Here is a 17,712-nt window from a genome sequence, read left to right as displayed (position 1 = left end):
GGTGAGTCGAAGGTTTATTTGCACGAACCGTCCGGGAGGCAGGCGCCGTCGACCGGAGCGCAGTTCGTCGAATCGCTGCCCGCGCAGCAATTGAAAGTGAGATAGGCGATCAGGCCATTCATGGCATCGAAGTTGGCGCGATAGCAGATGTATCGCCCCTGCTGCTCGCCGGCGATCAGTCCCGCAGCGGCCAGTTCCTTGAGATGGAACGACAGTGTGGCGCCCGGGACGCTCAGGGTTTCCGCCAGATCGCCGGCCATGCGGCCCGCCGGCCCCGCGACCACCAGCAGTCGAAAAATGGCCAGGCGGGTGGCATGGCCGAGAGCGGTGAGGGCGTCGATTGCTTCTTTCGTTTCCATAAAACTAGAATAGTCGAATAGTAAATGCCGGACAAGCCATGACCACCGAACTCCCCAACGTATTGCCCGACCATCTGTCGCCGCCCGATATCGAGCGATTGCGCCTGCCGGGCGATGCCGATCATCCGCCGCGTATCCTCATTCTGTACGGTTCGCTGCGGCCTCAGTCGTTCAGCAGGAAACTGGCGCACGAAGCCGAACGGGTGCTCAGGCGCCTGGGGGCGGAAACGCGTGTATTCGATCCGCACGACTTGCCGGTACTCGATAGCGTTCCGTCCAGCCATCCCGAAGTACGCCGTCTGCGCGAGTGGTCGCAATGGTCGGAGGGGCAGGTGTGGGTGAGTCCCGAACGTCACGGGACGATCACCGGCGTGTTCAAGAACCAGATCGACTGGTTGCCGCTCGAAGAGGGCAGCGTACGTCCCACGCAGGGCCGCACGCTGGCGGTGATGCAGGTCAGCGGTGGCTCGCAGTCGTTCAACGTGGTCAATGCGCTGCGCGTGCTTGGCCGCTGGATGCGCATGGTGACCGTCCCCAATCAGTCGTCGGTCCCCAAGGCGTGGCAGGAATTCGACGAGCAGGGGCGCATGAAGCCATCGGCATACTACGACCGGGTGGTGGACGTAATGGAGGAACTGGTGAAGTTCACGCTGATGGTGCGTGGCCGTAGCGACTACCTCGTCAGCCGCTACAGCGAGCGCAAGGGCGATGCCGAACAGGCTGCCCTTGCACGCGCCGCGCAGGCTGTCGAGACGACGGGAAGCTGAGCGGGGGAGTTCCCGCTTCAGCGCACGCCTGCGGCGCCCGAGCGGTACGCCGCGACGCCGAGTTGCGCGTAAATGTCGATGGCTTCGTCGAGCAGGCCGCGGATGAGGTAGGCGGCGCGCGAGACCGTGGCTGTTTCGACGTCGACACTTTGCGCATCGACCAGCAGGTCGGCGACGCTGCGCGCGCCAGTAAGGCGCACCGTCATTGCGTCGTGCAGATCGGAAGGCGCGACATCGCGTTTGTCCCGGCAGACCGGACAGCGCAGGGTCACGCCGGTGGACGCGAACAACGCGCGTGCGTCGGGAAGGGTATAGCGGGGCAGATTGTTTTCGCTCATCGGGACGTCCATGTAAGAGTGTGTGATTGCGTCATGCGGATGGCAGATACCCGGATGTCCGGACAGCCGGTCGACACGTGAAGCGTGGCGATGCGCAGAGGATCGCGTGGGCGTTGCGTGGGGTCAACGGGAGAAACGAAAATTCCGAAAAGTCTGAATTTATGGGGCAATTAGCGGACGCCATCGCCGGTTCATCTGTAATATCGACAAACCCCTCAAAGCCCCCACCGGAGAAACGGTCATGCCCCTGGTTCGAGTCGATCTGCTGTCGGGCCGCTCCAGCGACGAGCGCGATACCATCGGCGATGTCATCTATCAGGCCATGCGCGCCACGCTCAACGTGCCCGAGAATGACCGGTTCCAGATCATCACCGAACATCCGGCCGGCGACCTCGTGATCGACCGTACTTATCTGGGCATCGATCGTACCGATGCCTGTGTTTTCATCCAGGTCACGCTCAACGGCGGACGTACCGTGGACATGAAGAAGGCCTTCTATAAGGCCGTCGCGGACGGGCTTCACGAACGGATGGGCCAGCGTCGCGAGGACGTGTTCATCAATCTGGTGGAAGTGGTGAAAGAAAACTGGTCCTTCGGCAACGGCGAAGCCCAGTACGCCTGACCGTTCCGGGTCCGGCAATCGGCCTCCGGTCGTCGGGTCTGCCTTCGCGCCACTGCCACACGGCAGGCGTATGCTCGGGCGATGTCCATTTGTCTGGCCATAGCGCAGCACCGGCTGCTCATCTTCAGCTACGACGGCAGCGAGCGTGTCGTGGAGCCCCATGCGTACGGCGTGGATGCAAAAGGCGATGGTCTGCTCAGCGCATACCAGATCGAAGGCGACAGCCTTTCGGGAGCCACGACGGGATGGAAGTTCTTCCGCATGGAGAAAATGATCGGCCTGAGGGTGCTGGATCGGCATTTCGCCGGAGCCCGGCCGGACTACCGGCACAGCGATGGGGCGTTCGCGACGATCCAGTGTCAGCTGTGAGCGATGATGCAGGCCTCGCGTAGCCGCTTATTCACTTCGTGCAGATCATTCGCGACATGGATCGCCATGCGGCGCATTTCCGCGTTGGCGGGCAACAGGTCGGGCACCATGATCGTCGGGACGCCCGCGGCGACGGCGGAGCGGACGCCCAGATGCGAGTCTTCCAGTGCCAGGCAGCACAGGGGTGGCTTGTTGAGGATGCGGGCGGCGAGCAGGTAAGGATCGGGGTACGGCTTGGTGCGCTCGCAATCGCCGGAGGCGACCACCGCGTCGAAGCGATCGCGCAGCCCGGACGCTTCAAGGTGATGCGTGGCCACCATATGCGAGGACGAGGTCACCACGGCCCTGGGTATGCCGAATTCATCCAGCGTATCCAGCAGCTCGATGGCACCGGCCTTGACGCGCAATTCGGTTTCCAGTTTCGTCCGGATACGTCCCGCGGCGGCGCTCCATAGCTCGTCGAGGTCGATGTCGTTGCCGACATGTTCGCGCAGCAGCATGCGTGCCGCCTGCGCGTGGAGGCCGACCATCCGGTCGCATAACGACAGCGGTACATCGATTCCCGCCGCTGTCGCGGTTTCGCGAAGCGCATCCCGATAGAGTATTTCGGTATCGAACAGGACACCGTCCAGGTCGAAGAAGACGGCCATGGGTGTCGCGGGAAAAAGGACCATGGCCACCCGCCCTCCAGATGCTTGCCACGCGATGGTTCAGTTCGTTACTGCCGCCGCGTGTTCCCTGAGGATGCGGCGTAGTTCCAGAATGGCCTGCGGCGTTTCCTGGACGCTATGCCATGACGGTACCGCGAGTTCGGACTCGGCGCCATCCAGATGTGCGCTGGCATAAGGCACGACGCCGTCGCTGCTGTCCGCAAGCGGTCCTTTCAGCTTATATACCCCGACGATCGTGTGGTAGCGGACGGCCGGCGAGATAGGCAGGCTGGCCGTGGCGCGGATGAACGGATCTTTGTCGCTGAGGTTGTCGACGCTGTTCGGGATACGGGCGGAGCCGCCGTCGACGCCCGGGTTCCAGGCGTCCGATACGCTGGCCACCTCTTTCAGCAGGTCGGCGGGCAGGCGGATAAGATTGCCCAGCCAGCGTGCGATCCGATGCTGGGCGTACGGGGTACCGCGATGCGGCGAGGCGAGGAAGACGGCACGCGTCACTCCCGGCATCGGCGAGAAACGCAGATAGGGGGTCAGGCGTTCGCGTACCTGGCGTTGGCGTTCGGGCGAGAGGTCGCGCCGGAGCGGTATGACATTCCAGAGGCTTTCGTCGCTGGTGGACACCAGCAGGCGGGCGATGACGCCGCCCATGCTGTGGCCGACCAGCACGATATTGTGCGAGGCACGGGCCTGGCCCGAGGGATCGAAATGCGCGAGCGTCGCGTCCAGCGCTTTGCGGATATTGGCGAGATTCACGGCGACCGGCGCGTTGGTGGGATAGTAGACCTGCCATATCTGGTAAGTGCGGCGGAGGTCGTCGTCGCCCATGACCTCGTTGTCCACGTTGACCCACGCCTCGGGGCTACTGGCCAGCCCATGCAGCATGATCACGGTGATGCGATTCGGATCGTAAGGCTGCATCAAAAGAACGCGCGGCGTTTTCAGGCCGCCCTCGCGACCCAGCAGGGAGCGGATCGACTGGCTGGCGAAGCCCGAGCGGGCCAGCCATACGCCGTACGGCGCTGTGAAGTTGGCTGCCAGCGGAACCTTCTGGCCACCGAACGTAACGCTTCCGTCGTGATAGGGATCGCTGGCGAGGATGCTGACGTCCTTTACGGCGAGTACGGCGGCCGCGGTATCGCCCGCGAATTCCAGGGTTCCGGTGATCGGCGCATAGTCCGGATTGCGCCAGGGCACGGTGTTATCGGGCGCGTCGGGAGCCGCCACCGCGACGAAATTGGAACCGAAGCCGTCGCGCTTGTAGATATTCCTCAGACCGTCGAAGCGCAGGCCGGACGCCGCGATCAGTTCGGCGGGGACGCCGTTCCCGTCGCCCACGCGGACATCCGAGCGCGGACGATGAATCGTCCATCCCGCGAACTCCGTTTGCGTCCAGTCCGTGCCCAGACTCGGCAGGGCTGCGAAGAATCGGGTCATCGCGCGCTGCGTGGCGAAGTTATAGAAATCGATCACCTGTACCTGGCGTAGCTCGAACGCGCGTGCCGTGGGTGCCCGCGACGTGCGGAACAGATAGACGTAGGCGTAACGGGCGGAACGCATATAGGCGTCCAACGCGCGGTCGTCGAGTGCGCGTTTGCCGTCACCCGGGTCGGCTCGTACCGCAACATCCAGCCACAGTTCCGACAGCGCGGAAAAGCGCTGCTCGTCGGTGAGGCCAGCCGATCCCTCGATCGTCGTTTCGCAGGGTGCCAGTTCGGCCAGGCAATCGTCGGGCAAGAGCGCGACGACGTTGAGCGTCTGGATGGTGCTGTCGCTCAGGCGCCGGGTACTCAGGACGTCCGAGCGGCGCTCGTTGACGTAGTCGCGCGGTGCGACATGGCGAATCCCCACCATATTGATATTGCAGGCGGTGGAGGCGAGGGCGAGGGCGAGCAGCAGAAAAAGTCGTGGCTGGAACATGGGCGCGTGGCGCTACTTCTCCGTGAGTCGCATGAAGGATGGATAGATTGGTGCAGAAAGCAAGAAGAACCTCACTTCGCGGGCGATGACGCGGGTCCTGCCGCGAGCCATTGCGTTATCCCGCGAGAACCCCGACGCTTCCCCTCACGGCCGTCGGGGTCGCGAAGCGGGTGCGCGGATGAGAAAGCGAGGGATGCTGATCAGGACGGTCCTTGGAGCGCTTACGGGTGTCGTCGTATTCGTTTCGGGGGTATGGGGCGGTTTCGCGCTCTGGTACCAGCTTCCCGGCGGTCAGGCGGTGCGTTGGGCCGGTAGCGCGACCTGGGCGCTGGCGGTCATCGCGGTACTTGCACTGACAGTGACAAGGCGCGCCTTGTGGCCGGCGCTTGCGTACGCTGGGTTGCTGCTCCTGCTTGTCGTGTGGTGGACGACGATCCGGCCTTCGAACGACCGGGTATGGTCTCCCGACGTAGCGCACCTGTTGCGCGGGTCGGTGGATGGGAGCCGCGTTACCCTGGTCAATGTCCGCGACTTCGACTGGCGTACCGACGACGATTTCGACGAACGCTGGGACACGCGAACTTACGATCTGGACCAGCTGGTATCCGCGGATGCCATCCTTTCGTACTGGGGTAGCAAGGCCATTGCCCATGCCATGATCTCGTTCGGTTTTTCCGACGGCAGGCACGTCGTTTTTTCGATGGAGATCCGGCGCGAACGCGGCGAAGCCTTCTCCGAGATCGGTGGATTCTTCAAGCAGTTCGAGCTTGTGCTGATCGCGGCGGACGAACGCGACATCGTTCGCGTGCGAACCAACGTGCGGGATGAGGACGACTACCTGTTTCCGTTGAGCATGCCTCGCGAGGCCATGCGTTCACTGTTCCTGTCTTACGTGAACGCCGCGAACGAACTGACGACGACACCGCGTTTCTACAACACGATCACCTCGAACTGCACAACCATCGTCTATCGCATGGCGCGCCGTATCGATCCGGGGTTACCCATGGATCTGCGGCTCCTTCTCACGGGTTACCTTCCCGAATACCTGCACGACAACGGCACACTCGATCCACGGCTTTCAGTCGACGAATGGCGTCGTCAGGGGCGTATCACCGACCGGGCGCGAGGGTCGACGGCCAGCGACGATTTTTCGCGGGTCATCCGCGATGGCGTACCGCCCGCACGTTAAGTTTGGCTTTGCCGGATTTATTACGTGTCGTAATTCAGAACAATCGTATATCCCGAGGGATGCGAGGTCGATCTAATGGCAAAAGGAGGCCGCGTCGGATGACGCGTCCACGATGCCAGGGTTCATGGAGGAACCATCCAATGGATCGACACCCGGACATGCCCGGGCACGTGCGCCCCCTGGCAAAGGGCGGCCGATGAGCCGGCCCATCGTCGTGGTCGGCGACATCACCACGCATGGCGGCCGGGTGATCTCCGGTTGTCCGGTCGCGCGCCTTTACGGTCTGGCCGTGGCGCGGATCGGCGACAAGGTCATCTGCGACGCTTGCGGCACGATCGCGTCCATCGTCGAAACGGGATTGCCGCCCATCGGCGACGGGCAGCGCTTTGCCGTCCATGGCGACCGCACTTCCTGTGGCGCATGGGTCATGAGCAGTCTCTGGCGCTATAGCTACCCGGCGGACGTCATCCGCCCGATCCGGCCACGCGCGCGATCCATGGCCTGCATCGCGGAGCGCCGTCTGCAGGGGGACGCCGCCTTGCCGCCCGTCCTTCGCTTCAGGGTCACGCACGCGGTCAGTGGCCTTCCGGTTCCCGATACCTCGTATGTCGTACCGCGTAGCGAAGGCGGAGAAGACTGGCGCTATACCGATGCGTACGGTCTTACGGCGCCGGTGACGATGGCATTCTCCGACGCGCCACCCGTCTACTTCGAGTTCGGGTTTCCGGCGGAACGGCGACTCGAACTCGTCGCTATCGATTTCATGCCGGAAGAGCTGCCGCCGCCGGCACCGCAGCGTCGACGCCGGGGCCGTCCGCGACGCGACGTCATACCTCGCTCGCCTTGAATTCACGACGGTGGCCAAAGAATGGCCGGGAAAGGACAGCGCCACGGTGGCGTGTCCATCCACACATCGCATCTGGAGGTTCGAATGAAGATCGGCATTATCGGGGCGGGAAACATTGGTTCGACATTGACGAAGCGCTTCCGCGAACTTGGCCATGACGTATTCGTCGCCAATTCGCGTGGGCCGGACACGCTGGCATCCCTTGCCGCGGAAACGGGTGCCACGGCGGTTACGGTGCAGGAGGCCGCGCGTGCCGGCGATGTCGTGATCGTTACCATTCCCCAACATCGCGTCCCGGATTTGCCCGGCGATCTTTTCGCAGGCGTTGGCGAACATGTCGTCGTGGTCGATACCGGCAACTACTACCCGCGCCAGCGCGATGGCCGCATCGATGGCATCGAGCAAGGCATGACGGAAAGCCGCTGGGTATCCGGCCAGATCGGCCGTCCCGTCATCAAGGCGTTCAATAACATCTATGCCGATCATCTGTTGAAGCTGGGGCGGTCGCCGGGTGCGCGCGATCGCGTGGCACTGCCTGTGGCGGGCGACGACGCCAATGCCAAGGCGACGGTCCTGAAGCTGGTCGAGGCGCTGGGGTTCGACGGAGTGGACTCGGGGACGCTGGATGAGTCCTGGCGGCAACAGCCGGGAACGCCGGTCTATACGACCGATTTCCAGCTCGACCGGCTGATTCTGGGTCTCAACGACGCATCCCGCCAGCGCACGTCCGACTGGCAGGCGACGGATCGCAGCCCCGGTAGTTTCGAGCAGCCGCGCTGACGCGAGATGTTAGGACGGCGTGAAAATCCGGAATCCCGGAACCGCGTTGTTCCTTCGTTGGCGAAAGCGCTAACCTTGCGGGTCGCGAATGGCGAGGAGCGCCCGGCATTCGTGGCCCCCGGCGACTGTTGGTTCTACCGGCTCGGTGGAGTAACGCCTGATCATGAGTCTTGCGATCTACGATATTCCGTTCAATCCGGACCTGGCCGGTCTTTGGCATGTCCAGTTGAATGGCGTGCCCATGGAGAACTTCGCGACGCGCGTGGCAGCTATTGCCTACGCCGTCGCGCAGTCGAAACTGATCGGTGCGCAGCGAGGCGTACGCGTGCTTGTATCCGTCGAAGGCGCCGATGGTATCTGGCGCGAGTTCGAGTCGAACGCGAAGCGTCCCGTCAGCGGATTGCTCTGAGCGCTACACGCGATATTTATCGCCGATGGTTAGCATGGGGCCACAGTCCCTGCAGTGAAAATCATGACGCATCGAAAGATCGGTTATTTCGACGTGGAAGCCACCTGTTACATGGCCAAGCCGGGCCGATGGCGCGGCAAATACGTCATCCGCGAAGATGGCGACGAGGTGCTCGAAAAGCTCTGCGTCGCCTTGCACGAATCGGAAGCGGATGCGTGCGCGGAAGGTATGAAAAAGGGTATCGAAGCGGCACGGCGCATGATGGTCGAGCGCGAAGGTTTCGATCCCGGCGCCGGCTGATCGCGCGGTATGCTTCGCGCCATGGACGATATCTCACTCAAACCCGACGACCTCAAACGCCTCGCCACCTTGACGATGCCCTATGGCAAGCACAAGGGCACGCCCGTGGCTGACCTTCCTGGGCCTTATCTTGCGTGGTTCGCCCGCGAGGGATTTCCTCCGGGCGATCTGGGCCGGCTTCTGGCCCTGATGCACGAGCTGGACCACAACGGTCTGCGCTCGCTGCTCACCCCCTTGCGAAAGCCGTAAAAACGGCCAGCTACTCCCTCGCTGATAGAGCATGGTTCGTGCCAGAGCGTTTTCGCAGAATTTCACATTTCGTGGATTGTGCGGTTCGTGAATTCGGCGTAGCGTCTTTGCTGCGCTGCCGTGAATGAAATGTTGTCGGTTCATTCGGGTGCGCAGGTCATGCGGGAGGGCATGGCCTTTCGGACAATGACGATACGGCGCGGAGTGTCGGGTCGCCTTTGCTCTGGAGTGCTAATGACTTCATAACGCCCACCGATGTCGCGTCCGTGCCACAAGGCAAAACGGACGTACGCGCGTGCCGGCACTCCTTGAGATCACCAGTCGCCTCAACTCCCCTGACAGGCTCCGGAGATCGCTCATGAAAACCTGCTCCCCGCTACGGGTTCGATTCCCATTACGGGCATATCGTCGCCATTCCCTCGCAAAGGCCATCGCTTTCGCTATCGCCTGCACGAGTGTCGCAAGCTTCGCGCAGTCCGCGCCGCCTCCGGCTCCTGCCCCACAGGACCAGAAAGGGACCACCGAACTGCAGACCATCACCGTTACTGGCTCGGCGCTCCCCCGCATCGATGTCGAAACGCCGTCGCCCGTGACCGTCATTACGGCGGACATGATCCGCAAGAGCGGTCTGACAACTATTTCGGACGTTATCCGCGCGGTATCGGCGGACAACAGCGGATCGATTCCCACGTCGTTTACAGCCGGTTTCGCGGCCGGGTCATCGGGTGTTGCCCTGCGCGGCCTGACCGTGAACTCAACTCTCGTGCTGATCGATGGCCGCCGTGCGGCCAGTTACGCGCTGGCCGACGATGGGCAGCGTTCGTTCGTCGATCTGAATACCATTCCGACCAACGCGATCGAACGCATCGACGTACTGAAAGACGGTGCATCGTCGCTGTATGGCGCCGATGCCATCGCCGGTGTGGTGAACATCATCCTGAAGCCGGGCTATCAAGGTGCGGAAGCCTCGGCGAGCGTGGGTACGTCACAGCATGGCGGCGGTACGCAGAAGCGTGCGAGCGTGTTGTTCGGCGGCGGCGATCTGAACAAGGACGGCTACAATGCCTATGTCAGTGTCGAATATCAGAAGGACGACGATATTCGCATTCGGCAGCGTGGCTTCCCTTACAACACGGTGGACCTGTCGCGGATCGGCGGAAATAACCTCATCACCGGACAGCCGTCGCTGAATCTCGGCTCCACGGTCGGTACCGTCACGCCCGGTCAACTGTCCCGGCCCGGCGATGTAACCAGTGGCGTCCCGAACACGGGGGCGGTTGCGCAGCCCCTTGGGCCGTGCGGTCCCAACGGCACCACGCTGGTGACCGGGGATCCCAACAATCCGGGTAGCTATTGCTCGCAGAACGTCAATCAGTTGTATGGCGACATCGCACCGAGCATCGATCGGCGTGGCGTCTATGGTCGCTTCACCCTGAAGGTGTCGGACAACATGCAGGCCTATATCGGGGCCAGCTATTACGAGACGAAGACGACGGTGTCCGGCCTTCCCGCGCAGATCCAGGCGGGTACGCCGAACAACACCAATACTATTGCGCTGCCGGCGACGCTGCCCGACGGCTCGCCGAATCCGAATAACCCGTTTGCGGCCGCCGGCAACGCGGCGCTCATCAACTACGGGTTCCCGGGAATACTGGGCGGCGCCGTGAACGATAACCACAACTTCCGTCTGGTCGGCGGCCTGACCGGCACATTCGGCGAATGGAACTACGACACCGCGCTGGTGCTCAACCATACGTCGCTCGATGTCACCAATTTCGGCTTCCTCAACTACAATCAACTGATCTCCGCGGTAACGAACGGGACGTATAATTTCCTCAACCCGTCCGCGAATAGTCAGGCGTTGATCGCCGCACTGGCGCCTCCCCTGAAAAAGACCTCGACGAGCGACCTGCAATCGATCGACTTCCGCCTGTCGCGTTCGTTGATGGATCTGAAGGGCGGTCAACTAGGTCTGGCAACGGGTATCGATATCCGTCGCGAGGCGCAGGACGATCCGGACCTGAATCCGAATCTTGCCGCGCAGGGCCTGGGTATTGCACATACCCGGGGTAAACGCACGGTGTCCGGCGTCTACGCCGAAATCGACGCGCCCTTCCTGGAATCGCTGGAGGTCGATCTGTCCGGACGTTTCGATCATTACTCCGACTTCGGCAATAACTTCTCGCCGAAGATCGGCTTCAAGTGGAAACCGATCGAGGAACTGGCGTTCCGCGGCACCTTCTCGAAGGGCTTCCGCGCGCCAAGCTTCGCGGAAAACGGATCGAGCGCGGCCGAAGGTTTCACGCTGTACACGCCGCCGGCGGATTTCCAGAACCAGCATGGAAATAGCGGTTACGTGCAGCCGTACGGACTTGCCTTCCTGACTTCCGCGAATCCGAACATCAAGCCGGAACGTTCGAAGAGCTACACCTTCGGCATCCTGTACCAGCCGATCCCGCAACTGTCGGCATCGCTGGACTATTACGCGATCAAGAAGACCGGCGTCATCGCGCAGCAGAGTTCCAACGCGATACTCGACGCCTATTACGCAGGCCTGCCACTGCCGGCCGGTTCGTTCGTTACCGTCGACGGTCCCGATCCCGCGGCGCCCACCGCGCTTCCGCGTCCGTTGATCGTGGCGGCGCCGTATGTGAACCAGAACGCGCTGAAAACCGAAGGTATCGACCTGGACCTGAAGGGCAATTTCGACTTCAGCGAGAACGTGCACTTCACCAGCGAAATCCAGCTCACGAAAATCCTGAGCTGGAAGCTGATCCTGCAGGACGGCACGGAACTGCAGTTCGTTGGCACGCATGGTCCGTACCAGCTGTCTTCCGGCGCGGGCACGCCGCGCTATCGCGGTTCGTGGGCCAACAGTGTCAGCTTCGGCAAAGCGACGGTGACCGCAACGGCCTACTACACGAGCGGACTGAAGTTCACGGTGCCGGACATCACGAGCGGATGTTTCTCGACCAATACGCTCACGGGTGCCGACTTCCCGGCCAGCTGCCATATGTCGTCGTTTACGGATGTGGATCTGACGGGTAGTTACGACTTCACGCCGAAGCTCTCCGTGAACGCCTCGGTGATGAATATCTTCGACAGGAAGGCACCACTGGATCCCATCAACTATGCGGCGATCAACTACAACCCGACCTATGCGATGAATGGCGTGATCGGGCGGTTCTATAGCCTCGGAGTGCGGGTGAAGTTCTGATGTGCCTGAACCGGCCGCCACCGTGGGCGGCCGGTTCTTTTCCGCAGGTGCACGCTCCTACGCGAGTCCGACGTCCATGGTGGCCAGCGTCGCGCGCAACGCCGCGTCGATGCCGGTATGCGGCACATCGCCGAGGAACGCGTGCAGCTTGTGGCCATCCAGGCGTAGCGGCGTTTTCCACAGGTAGCGCATGGGGCGCAGTTCGCGCAGCGTTTCGACAAAGGGCGACGCCAGTACGATCAGCGGCCAGGGAAAGGCGCGTACGCGCAGATCGGGCGCGTTCGCCGCGCGACGGATCGCATCCACCATTTCGTCGCCCGTTATGTAGTGTCCTTCGAAATGGAACGCATCGAACATGGCCAGGTCGCGTTCGCGATCGAGGAGCCGTGCCATCGTTTCACCGACGTCGGGCAGATAGGCCCAGCTATGGGGCAGCTGGCGCGGACCTGGGTAGGTCACCGTGCGCAAAGGCTGGCCCGGTTTGACCAGTCCCTGGGTGAACCAGTTGTTGGCTGCACGCGGACCGAAGAAGTCGCCGCAGCGGAGGATCAGCACGGGCGTTCCATCGCGGGCCGCGTCGGCGAGACGTTGCTCCATGGCGACGCGGATCTCGCCCTTGTGTGTGCGGGGGTGTTGGGGCGATGCCTCGGTCAGCACCGGAAAGGCATCATCGCCGTAGTTGTATACGGTACCCGGCAGGACGATGCGCGCGCCGGCGGCACGTGCGGCGGCGATCGTATGGTCGAGCATCGGCAGCACCAGACGATTCCAGCCGCGGTAGCCGGGCGGGTTGACCGCATGGACAATGACGGCCACCCCTTCGGCGGCACATCGCACGTCGTCGGCATTCATCGCATCGCCCTGGCGCCAGTCGATACCGCCCCCGTCGTTTTCGCGGAAGGTCCGGGTCAACGCCCGCACGGTCCAGCCATGCCGGAGCAGCGCGCGCGCCGCTTCGCCACCTACGCCTCCGGTCGCACCCAGTACCAGTACCGTCTTGCCGTTCGCGTTCATGGTCGATCCCGTTGAGAAGACGGACCCATCCTGAGTCCCGGCCCGCATAAAAAGAATTGCCTAGGGGCTAAGAGCTGCTATACGTTTTTGCATGGCCAACACCGAACCCAGCTGGGAACTGCTCCGCTCCTTTCTCGCCGTGATGCGGGAGGGGAGCCTGTCGGGTGCGGCGCGGTCGCTCGGTATGACCCAGCCGAGTCTCGGCCGGCACGTCCGCGAACTCGAAGCGGTGCTGGGCGTGCCGCTATTCGCGCGATCGCCGCAAGGACTGGTGCCGACCGACGTCGCGGACGAACTGCTTCCGCATGCCGAGGCCATGGCGGCCGCATCGGCGTCTCTTCACCGTGCCGCATCCGGAGGGCGAACCGATCCGCAAGGCGTGGTCAGGATTACAGCAAGCGAAATGATCGGTGGGGAAGTCCTGCCCGCGATGCTTGTACCGTTCCGCGAACGTCATCCGGGCATCGTGGTTGAGTTGTCGCTATCCAACCGTACGGAGGATCTCCTTCGTCGCGACGCCGATATCGCCATCCGTATGGTGCGTCCCTCGCAGGACGCACTCGTGGCGCGGCATGTCGGCACCGTGAAGCTCGGCCTGCATGCGCATCGCCGCTATCTGGATACGCACGGCACGCCGCGCGACCTTGGCGAACTGGCCGCGCATACGTTGATCGGTTACGACGAAGAGCAGCCCTATGTCCGCGCGCTTCGCCCCGAAGGCATGGCGTACTCGCGCGGCGATTTCGCCTTGCGCACGGACAGCGACCTGGCCGCGCTGGCGGCGATCCGCGCGGGTTACGGCATCGGTGTCTGCCAGGTAGCGTTGGCGCGCCGGGATGCAAACCTGGTCCGGCTGTTTCCGGCGCAGGTCGACATCGGTATGGATACCTGGGTGACGATGCACGAAGACCTTCGCCGGAGTCTGCGCACGCGACTGATGTTCGATCACCTGGCCGCCGCCATGGTGGAATACACACGAGGTGTCACGTAGATACCGTTGACGTTGCCGCTTTTTTCGCTTACTAAGACAACAGGGACTATCCACGGGGGGCCAGATTTTGGCCATCGCAACACCGGTTTTTTCTGGCGATACCGAATCGACTGTCGCAGCGCCCTGGCCGGACGGCTTCGTCCCGGGCACGGTGGCGCCCTTTGTCATGCGTTACGGCGTGGACTGGCTGGTGGCCGTGCAGCGTGCCACGCAGGCGACGGATACGTGGACCGCGGATGCTCCCGCGCCCGCCGCAGCCTGATCGTCAGCGTTGCGGCGAAGGCGTGGCATGTTGCGTCGCGCCCTGATCGGGCGCGTCGTCGCCCGACGAGCCGCCATTGCGAATGGCTCCCACGACCATGATCGCCACCATGGCGACGATGAGCGCGATCAGTGCGAGGAAGCGCGTGCGGTTCATAGGGTCTAGCCTTCGGCGTTGAGTCGGAGCATTGCAGGCCATCGGTCAATGAAACGGCAGGTGCTTGTTAGTGCGCCGTAGGCATGGCTGCCGTCACGTATCATGCACGTCACGTCCGGGGAATTCTCCATGACCGAATCGAAGTCGTTGTCCTTTGCCGTATTGCTGGGTTCCGTCCGGCAGGAAAGGATGGGCATACGCGCCGCGCGCATGGCGGTGAACGCACTGGAGGCGCGAGGCCACGAAGCGGTCCTTGTCGATCCCATGGTGGTTCGCCTGCCGTTGCTGGACCGGATGTACAAAGAATACGCCAGTGGCGAGGCACCCGAAGTGCTGGAAACGCTCGCGACGCTGTATCGGCGCGTCGATGCGTTCGTTATCGTCACCGCCGAATACAACCACGGGATACCGCCCGCGCTGAAGAACCTGCTCGATCATTTCCTGGAAGAGTATTTCTGGCGGCCGTCGGGCATCGTTTCATATTCCGCGGGCCAGTTCGGTGGCGTGCGCGCGGCTTTCGCGCTGCGGGAGATCGTCGCAGAGCTCGGCATGCCGAGTATCTCCAGTACATGCCCCGTTCCGCGTATCGGTCATGCGCTGGACGAGCAGGGCACGCCGACGGACGAGCGGCTTGGCCGCTCGCTTGGCCGTTTCCTCGATGAGCTGGAGTGGTATGCCCGGGCCCTGAAGCGACAGCGTGCGGAAGGTACGCCGTACTAAGCGGTGCGTGCACCTACGACTGAAGTGATATTGCGGGTGGGTGATTATGTCGGGATGCTCGTACTTGTCATTGGCTGGCAAGTAGCGAGGGACGTACCGTGAAACTGACGAAGCGCACGACCACGACGACAAAAAAAACCCGCAAGATCGAAGAAGAATGGGCGGACGGGTCAGGCGAGGTTATCAGACACGCCGAGGATCACTATGCGGCCCATGCGGTTGGCATAAGCGAAGAGAAGCAGGCAACGTGGACCCACCCCAGCGTCTTTTATATCGAGTACCCACCGGCGGCTGGTGCCAATGAGCCCCCTTCGGTCAAGGTGTTTGCGAACGGCCGGCAGCAGATACGGATTCGAGTCATTATATCGGCTCGCAACGCCGCCGAAGAATACGTTCCGCTGGACATTGAAACGCTCAAGACAATAACCCTTGTCAATTACAATACCGGGCTCCCACTTCCTTCCGGGTGGAGTACGTCCTTCATAAAGAATGAGTATACATATGACTCATCGGTTATTTCTGGAGTTGGCCCCGATGCATCGTTGACGGAGGTTATTTTTTCCGATCACGACAATCGCCCCGGGCCGCGACCCCGGGTTCCGGATCAGAATGAAATTGATATTTACATCACAACGACGGATATCAGTGACAATGCCGTGCGTATTGCGGCGTCGATTAAGCCAAACGGGTCGTCGTATACATATCAGACCCGGCCGGGTGCATCGGGTGGGGGGCCTGGTAGTTTCGATAGCTCGGTGAATGTCTATGGCCGGCCACCTTTGAATCCGGGCCTGGCCGATTTTAAGGTCGAAGAGGTGGGTCTTAACCACCAGGTTAAGAACTTTTATGCATCAAATTATTATTTCTCTCTGGAATATCAGAACGTTAAGCATATAGATCTTATTCGCCTGGAGCCTCAGGGGAGTGAGGAGCGTCTGAATGTCCATGTCGACCTTGGTGACAATGGTGGGTGGGAAGGGAGTTTTACCATCTGTCAGAAAAAATACAGTACGAATAGATGGGATTTCAGCAGGGCATATGTGCCGTCCTATCTGGACAATAAAGAGCTGAGTACTATTTTAGTAAGTCCTCCTGTTCAGAATGCAAGGTATGGGTCGATTGTTTATGTTCATCATCAATTTAATAAGAACTGGCATTTTTACTGGGATGCGCCATTTGCCAACAGGGCTGGCCAGGTTATCCAGCAGAAGGTGTATTTTGTCGACGAATACGGTAATCGTCATAAAGTAGTGGTTGGCTTTCGTGCGCAGGATGAATTTCGGTGGCTTACGGTTGTTTCGAAATGGTAAATGCACAGGTGCTATTGGTTTAGTCTGGGTTCTGTATGTAGAGGAAGTAATGCGACCGCTCGACCGATCGACGGCTAAGCGAATCAAGAAGGGTGTCGTAATTTTTTCTCACAGATTGTACGAGGATGCGTCTTATGATTTCCCTGATTCGTTCATTAAGGCGGTTATACGGAATGTTTTGGGGGAGGCGAGATGGCGGGTCTGGTCGGGACCGGAAAAGAAACAATTGTCCTGCATGGACATGCGTGGAGTTTCGTACGAATCTCGCTTCGCCAAGCAAATTTGTCTATATCAACGGTTTGCAGCAGATCAGGGTTGAGGTGGTCTTTCTTTTTACTGATGGGGCGGGGAAGACAGTAAAACTTTCCGATAGTGAGAAGAAAAGTCTGGCCATTATTTACTATAAAACCGGAGAATCTGTTCCTGTCGACCACGGCATGAGTGCCGGGTGGGTAGCTAGTCCTGGTGTTGAAGATATTGGCGACGAACGTTTCTATAAAGGATATGCATTTAATCCCGATGAGCAGGTTTCGCCGGTGGCACGGCGCGAAGGAGGGCGTGAGTACTTCTATTTCTATGTTGCGTGTCGGAGTGGGGCGGCACAACCAATGGACTTGGGTGCCTCGATAAGATGTGACAGTGATCATTGGATTTATCGCTCCAGTGGAGATTGCACCGATGATCTGGGGGACGAGTATCCCGATCGGTATCCCGGTACGCCTCTGAAAGTTAACAGCGTTTCGCCGGTCGCCTATCCGATCGATAACTATCCATGGTTGGAGGAAGTCGTTTCCGGTGGTGAAACCAATCCGACATTCGAGAAGCACTATATTTTGTCTTTCAAGGATGGGACTGGTGAGCCTGGGCTGAGAAAATTGAGTCTGGAACCTAAGGGCATGATTCAGTGGCATGACAAGGTCTCGACTGAGTCTCGGGCGAGTTACACGGGATACGCCGAACCGAACTCCATGGACCTGATCTGGAACACCGATAGTGTCGTGCCTGTGGGTTCGTCGGCACGACCCGTACTGACTTCTGCGAGAAAGAACATGGGGGTCGTGGTCCTGGCTGGCAGGAGTGACATTCCTTATCAGAGCTCGCATGAAAATGGCCCTTGCAAGATCGCTGCCGTGGACGGATACGGAAACACGGTCAACCTGACAGTACGTTTCGAGAACGCTACGTCCGAAGGGCGACTGAAATTGATTCTTACGAAGTGAATTCGGAG

General features: G+C 61.1%; 21 protein-coding genes. 15 read left to right on the top strand and 6 right to left on the bottom strand.

The features are described from left to right. Positions 1-14: 14 nt before the first annotated feature. On the bottom strand, positions 15-359 hold the full coding sequence (locus tag AC3IR3_RS12775) for an ArsR/SmtB family transcription factor (protein ID WP_489192611.1): 345 nt from the start codon (positions 357-359) through the stop codon (positions 15-17). 38 nt (positions 360-397) lie between these two features. Here AC3IR3_RS12775 and arsH point away from each other — a divergent pair, with 38 nt between their 5' ends. After that, on the top strand, positions 398-1,126 hold the full coding sequence (gene arsH / locus AC3IR3_RS12770) for an arsenical resistance protein ArsH (RefSeq protein ID WP_489192609.1): 729 nt from the start codon (positions 398-400) through the stop codon (positions 1,124-1,126). Between the two features lie 17 nt (positions 1,127-1,143). On the opposite strand, the gene AC3IR3_RS12765 is transcribed toward arsH, so the two are convergent. Then, a complete protein-coding gene (locus AC3IR3_RS12765) occupies positions 1,144-1,464 on the bottom strand; it encodes a hypothetical protein (RefSeq protein WP_489192607.1) in 321 nt (106 codons plus the stop codon). Positions 1,465-1,705: 241 nt separating this feature from the next. Between AC3IR3_RS12765 and AC3IR3_RS12760 the strand changes: the two genes are divergently transcribed. Both AC3IR3_RS12760 and AC3IR3_RS12755 read left to right on the top strand, forming a co-directional pair. Further along, positions 1,706-2,086: a tautomerase family protein gene (locus AC3IR3_RS12760; RefSeq protein WP_489192606.1), complete on the top strand. Its 381-nt coding sequence runs from the start codon at positions 1,706-1,708 to the stop codon at positions 2,084-2,086. Positions 2,087-2,167: 81 nt separating this feature from the next. Continuing rightward, the gene (locus AC3IR3_RS12755; RefSeq protein ID WP_489192604.1) at positions 2,168-2,455 is read left to right on the top strand and encodes a WYL domain-containing protein; all 288 of its coding nucleotides are present in this window, start codon (positions 2,168-2,170) and stop codon (positions 2,453-2,455) included. On the opposite strand, the gene AC3IR3_RS12750 is transcribed toward AC3IR3_RS12755, so the two are convergent. Continuing rightward, positions 2,446-3,129 (bottom strand): HAD family hydrolase, encoded by a 684-nt coding sequence (locus tag AC3IR3_RS12750; protein WP_489192603.1) that lies wholly within the window; start codon positions 3,127-3,129, stop codon positions 2,446-2,448. The two genes, AC3IR3_RS12755 and AC3IR3_RS12750, sit on opposite strands and share 10 nt — an antisense overlap. Before the next feature lie 36 nt (positions 3,130-3,165). Beyond that, a complete protein-coding gene (locus AC3IR3_RS12745) occupies positions 3,166-5,040 on the bottom strand; it encodes an esterase/lipase family protein (protein ID WP_489192601.1) in 1,875 nt (624 codons plus the stop codon). A gap of 193 nt (positions 5,041-5,233) precedes the next feature. Here AC3IR3_RS12745 and AC3IR3_RS12740 point away from each other — a divergent pair, with 193 nt between their 5' ends. The 7 genes from AC3IR3_RS12740 to AC3IR3_RS12710 all read left to right on the top strand — a co-directional run bounded on the left by AC3IR3_RS12740 (position 5,234) and on the right by AC3IR3_RS12710 (position 12,031). Continuing rightward, positions 5,234-6,229 (top strand): Lnb N-terminal periplasmic domain-containing protein, encoded by a 996-nt coding sequence (locus AC3IR3_RS12740; protein ID WP_489192599.1) that lies wholly within the window; start codon positions 5,234-5,236, stop codon positions 6,227-6,229. 196 nt (positions 6,230-6,425) lie between these two features. After that, complete coding sequence (locus tag AC3IR3_RS12735; RefSeq protein WP_489192598.1) at positions 6,426-7,076, top strand: PAAR domain-containing protein; 651 nt, start codon at positions 6,426-6,428, stop codon at positions 7,074-7,076. Between the two features lie 84 nt (positions 7,077-7,160). Further along, entirely contained in the window at positions 7,161-7,856 is a 696-nt protein-coding gene (locus AC3IR3_RS12730; protein WP_489192596.1) for an NADPH-dependent F420 reductase, read from the top strand. Between the two features lie 163 nt (positions 7,857-8,019). Beyond that, the gene (locus AC3IR3_RS12725; RefSeq protein ID WP_132142949.1) at positions 8,020-8,265 is read left to right on the top strand and encodes a hypothetical protein; all 246 of its coding nucleotides are present in this window, start codon (positions 8,020-8,022) and stop codon (positions 8,263-8,265) included. Positions 8,266-8,328: 63 nt separating this feature from the next. Beyond that, positions 8,329-8,565, top strand: a complete 237-nt coding sequence (locus AC3IR3_RS12720) for a hypothetical protein (protein WP_489192594.1) — start codon at positions 8,329-8,331, stop codon at positions 8,563-8,565. A 21-nt stretch (positions 8,566-8,586) separates the two neighbouring features. Next, positions 8,587-8,814 (top strand): DUF3820 family protein, encoded by a 228-nt coding sequence (locus AC3IR3_RS12715; RefSeq protein WP_489192592.1) that lies wholly within the window; start codon positions 8,587-8,589, stop codon positions 8,812-8,814. A 358-nt stretch (positions 8,815-9,172) separates the two neighbouring features. Next, positions 9,173-12,031, top strand: coding sequence for a TonB-dependent receptor plug domain-containing protein (locus AC3IR3_RS12710; protein WP_489192589.1), 2,859 nt, complete (start codon positions 9,173-9,175; stop codon positions 12,029-12,031). Between the two features lie 57 nt (positions 12,032-12,088). Here AC3IR3_RS12710 and AC3IR3_RS12705 read toward each other — a convergent pair whose 3' ends face one another. Then, positions 12,089-13,045, bottom strand: a complete 957-nt coding sequence (locus tag AC3IR3_RS12705) for an NAD-dependent epimerase/dehydratase family protein (RefSeq protein ID WP_489192588.1) — start codon at positions 13,043-13,045, stop codon at positions 12,089-12,091. 91 nt (positions 13,046-13,136) lie between these two features. Here AC3IR3_RS12705 and AC3IR3_RS12700 point away from each other — a divergent pair, with 91 nt between their 5' ends. Then, positions 13,137-14,036, top strand: coding sequence for a LysR family transcriptional regulator (locus tag AC3IR3_RS12700; protein WP_489192586.1), 900 nt, complete (start codon positions 13,137-13,139; stop codon positions 14,034-14,036). A gap of 67 nt (positions 14,037-14,103) precedes the next feature. Beyond that, entirely contained in the window at positions 14,104-14,298 is a 195-nt protein-coding gene (locus AC3IR3_RS12695) for a hypothetical protein (RefSeq protein ID WP_489192584.1), read from the top strand. A 3-nt stretch (positions 14,299-14,301) separates the two neighbouring features. On the opposite strand, the gene AC3IR3_RS12690 is transcribed toward AC3IR3_RS12695, so the two are convergent. Then, positions 14,302-14,454 carry a hypothetical protein gene (locus tag AC3IR3_RS12690; RefSeq protein WP_489192582.1) on the bottom strand — a complete coding sequence of 51 codons (153 nt, stop codon included), beginning with the start codon at positions 14,452-14,454 and terminating at the stop codon, positions 14,302-14,304. A 129-nt stretch (positions 14,455-14,583) separates the two neighbouring features. Here AC3IR3_RS12690 and AC3IR3_RS12685 point away from each other — a divergent pair, with 129 nt between their 5' ends. The 3 genes from AC3IR3_RS12685 to AC3IR3_RS12675 all read left to right on the top strand — a co-directional run bounded on the left by AC3IR3_RS12685 (position 14,584) and on the right by AC3IR3_RS12675 (position 17,704). Continuing rightward, the gene (locus tag AC3IR3_RS12685) at positions 14,584-15,174 is read left to right on the top strand and encodes an NADPH-dependent FMN reductase (RefSeq protein WP_489192580.1); all 591 of its coding nucleotides are present in this window, start codon (positions 14,584-14,586) and stop codon (positions 15,172-15,174) included. 98 nt (positions 15,175-15,272) lie between these two features. Beyond that, on the top strand, positions 15,273-16,484 hold the full coding sequence (locus AC3IR3_RS12680; protein ID WP_489192578.1) for a hypothetical protein: 1,212 nt from the start codon (positions 15,273-15,275) through the stop codon (positions 16,482-16,484). A 245-nt stretch (positions 16,485-16,729) separates the two neighbouring features. Continuing rightward, complete coding sequence (locus AC3IR3_RS12675; RefSeq protein ID WP_489192577.1) at positions 16,730-17,704, top strand: hypothetical protein; 975 nt, start codon at positions 16,730-16,732, stop codon at positions 17,702-17,704. The last annotated feature ends 8 nt before the right edge of the window (positions 17,705-17,712 follow it).

This window comes from Luteibacter sp. GL_149 (assembly GCF_057834065.1).
The sequence above is the reverse complement of the archived record's forward strand: the minus strand, read 5'-3'. Positions and strand labels throughout refer to the sequence as shown.

Coding starts and splice junctions, on each gene's coding strand:
- AC3IR3_RS12685 (WP_489192580.1), top strand. CDS start 14,584: ATGACCGAATCGAAGTCGTTGTCCTTTGCCGTATTGCTGGGTTCCGTC.
- AC3IR3_RS12700 (WP_489192586.1), top strand. CDS start 13,137: ATGGCCAACACCGAACCCAGCTGGGAACTGCTCCGCTCCTTTCTCGCC.
- AC3IR3_RS12740 (WP_489192599.1), top strand. CDS start 5,234: ATGCTGATCAGGACGGTCCTTGGAGCGCTTACGGGTGTCGTCGTATTC.
- arsH (WP_489192609.1), top strand. CDS start 398: ATGACCACCGAACTCCCCAACGTATTGCCCGACCATCTGTCGCCGCCC.
- AC3IR3_RS12690 (WP_489192582.1), bottom strand. CDS start 14,454: ATGAACCGCACGCGCTTCCTCGCACTGATCGCGCTCATCGTCGCCATG.
- AC3IR3_RS12745 (WP_489192601.1), bottom strand. CDS start 5,040: ATGTTCCAGCCACGACTTTTTCTGCTGCTCGCCCTCGCCCTCGCCTCC.
- AC3IR3_RS12725 (WP_132142949.1), top strand. CDS start 8,020: ATGAGTCTTGCGATCTACGATATTCCGTTCAATCCGGACCTGGCCGGT.
- AC3IR3_RS12715 (WP_489192592.1), top strand. CDS start 8,587: ATGGACGATATCTCACTCAAACCCGACGACCTCAAACGCCTCGCCACC.
- AC3IR3_RS12705 (WP_489192588.1), bottom strand. CDS start 13,045: ATGAACGCGAACGGCAAGACGGTACTGGTACTGGGTGCGACCGGAGGC.
- AC3IR3_RS12735 (WP_489192598.1), top strand. CDS start 6,426: ATGAGCCGGCCCATCGTCGTGGTCGGCGACATCACCACGCATGGCGGC.
- AC3IR3_RS12730 (WP_489192596.1), top strand. CDS start 7,161: ATGAAGATCGGCATTATCGGGGCGGGAAACATTGGTTCGACATTGACG.
- AC3IR3_RS12750 (WP_489192603.1), bottom strand. CDS start 3,129: ATGGTCCTTTTTCCCGCGACACCCATGGCCGTCTTCTTCGACCTGGAC.
- AC3IR3_RS12760 (WP_489192606.1), top strand. CDS start 1,706: ATGCCCCTGGTTCGAGTCGATCTGCTGTCGGGCCGCTCCAGCGACGAG.
- AC3IR3_RS12710 (WP_489192589.1), top strand. CDS start 9,173: ATGAAAACCTGCTCCCCGCTACGGGTTCGATTCCCATTACGGGCATAT.
- AC3IR3_RS12765 (WP_489192607.1), bottom strand. CDS start 1,464: ATGAGCGAAAACAATCTGCCCCGCTATACCCTTCCCGACGCACGCGCG.
- AC3IR3_RS12720 (WP_489192594.1), top strand. CDS start 8,329: ATGACGCATCGAAAGATCGGTTATTTCGACGTGGAAGCCACCTGTTAC.
- AC3IR3_RS12775 (WP_489192611.1), bottom strand. CDS start 359: ATGGAAACGAAAGAAGCAATCGACGCCCTCACCGCTCTCGGCCATGCC.
- AC3IR3_RS12755 (WP_489192604.1), top strand. CDS start 2,168: ATGTCCATTTGTCTGGCCATAGCGCAGCACCGGCTGCTCATCTTCAGC.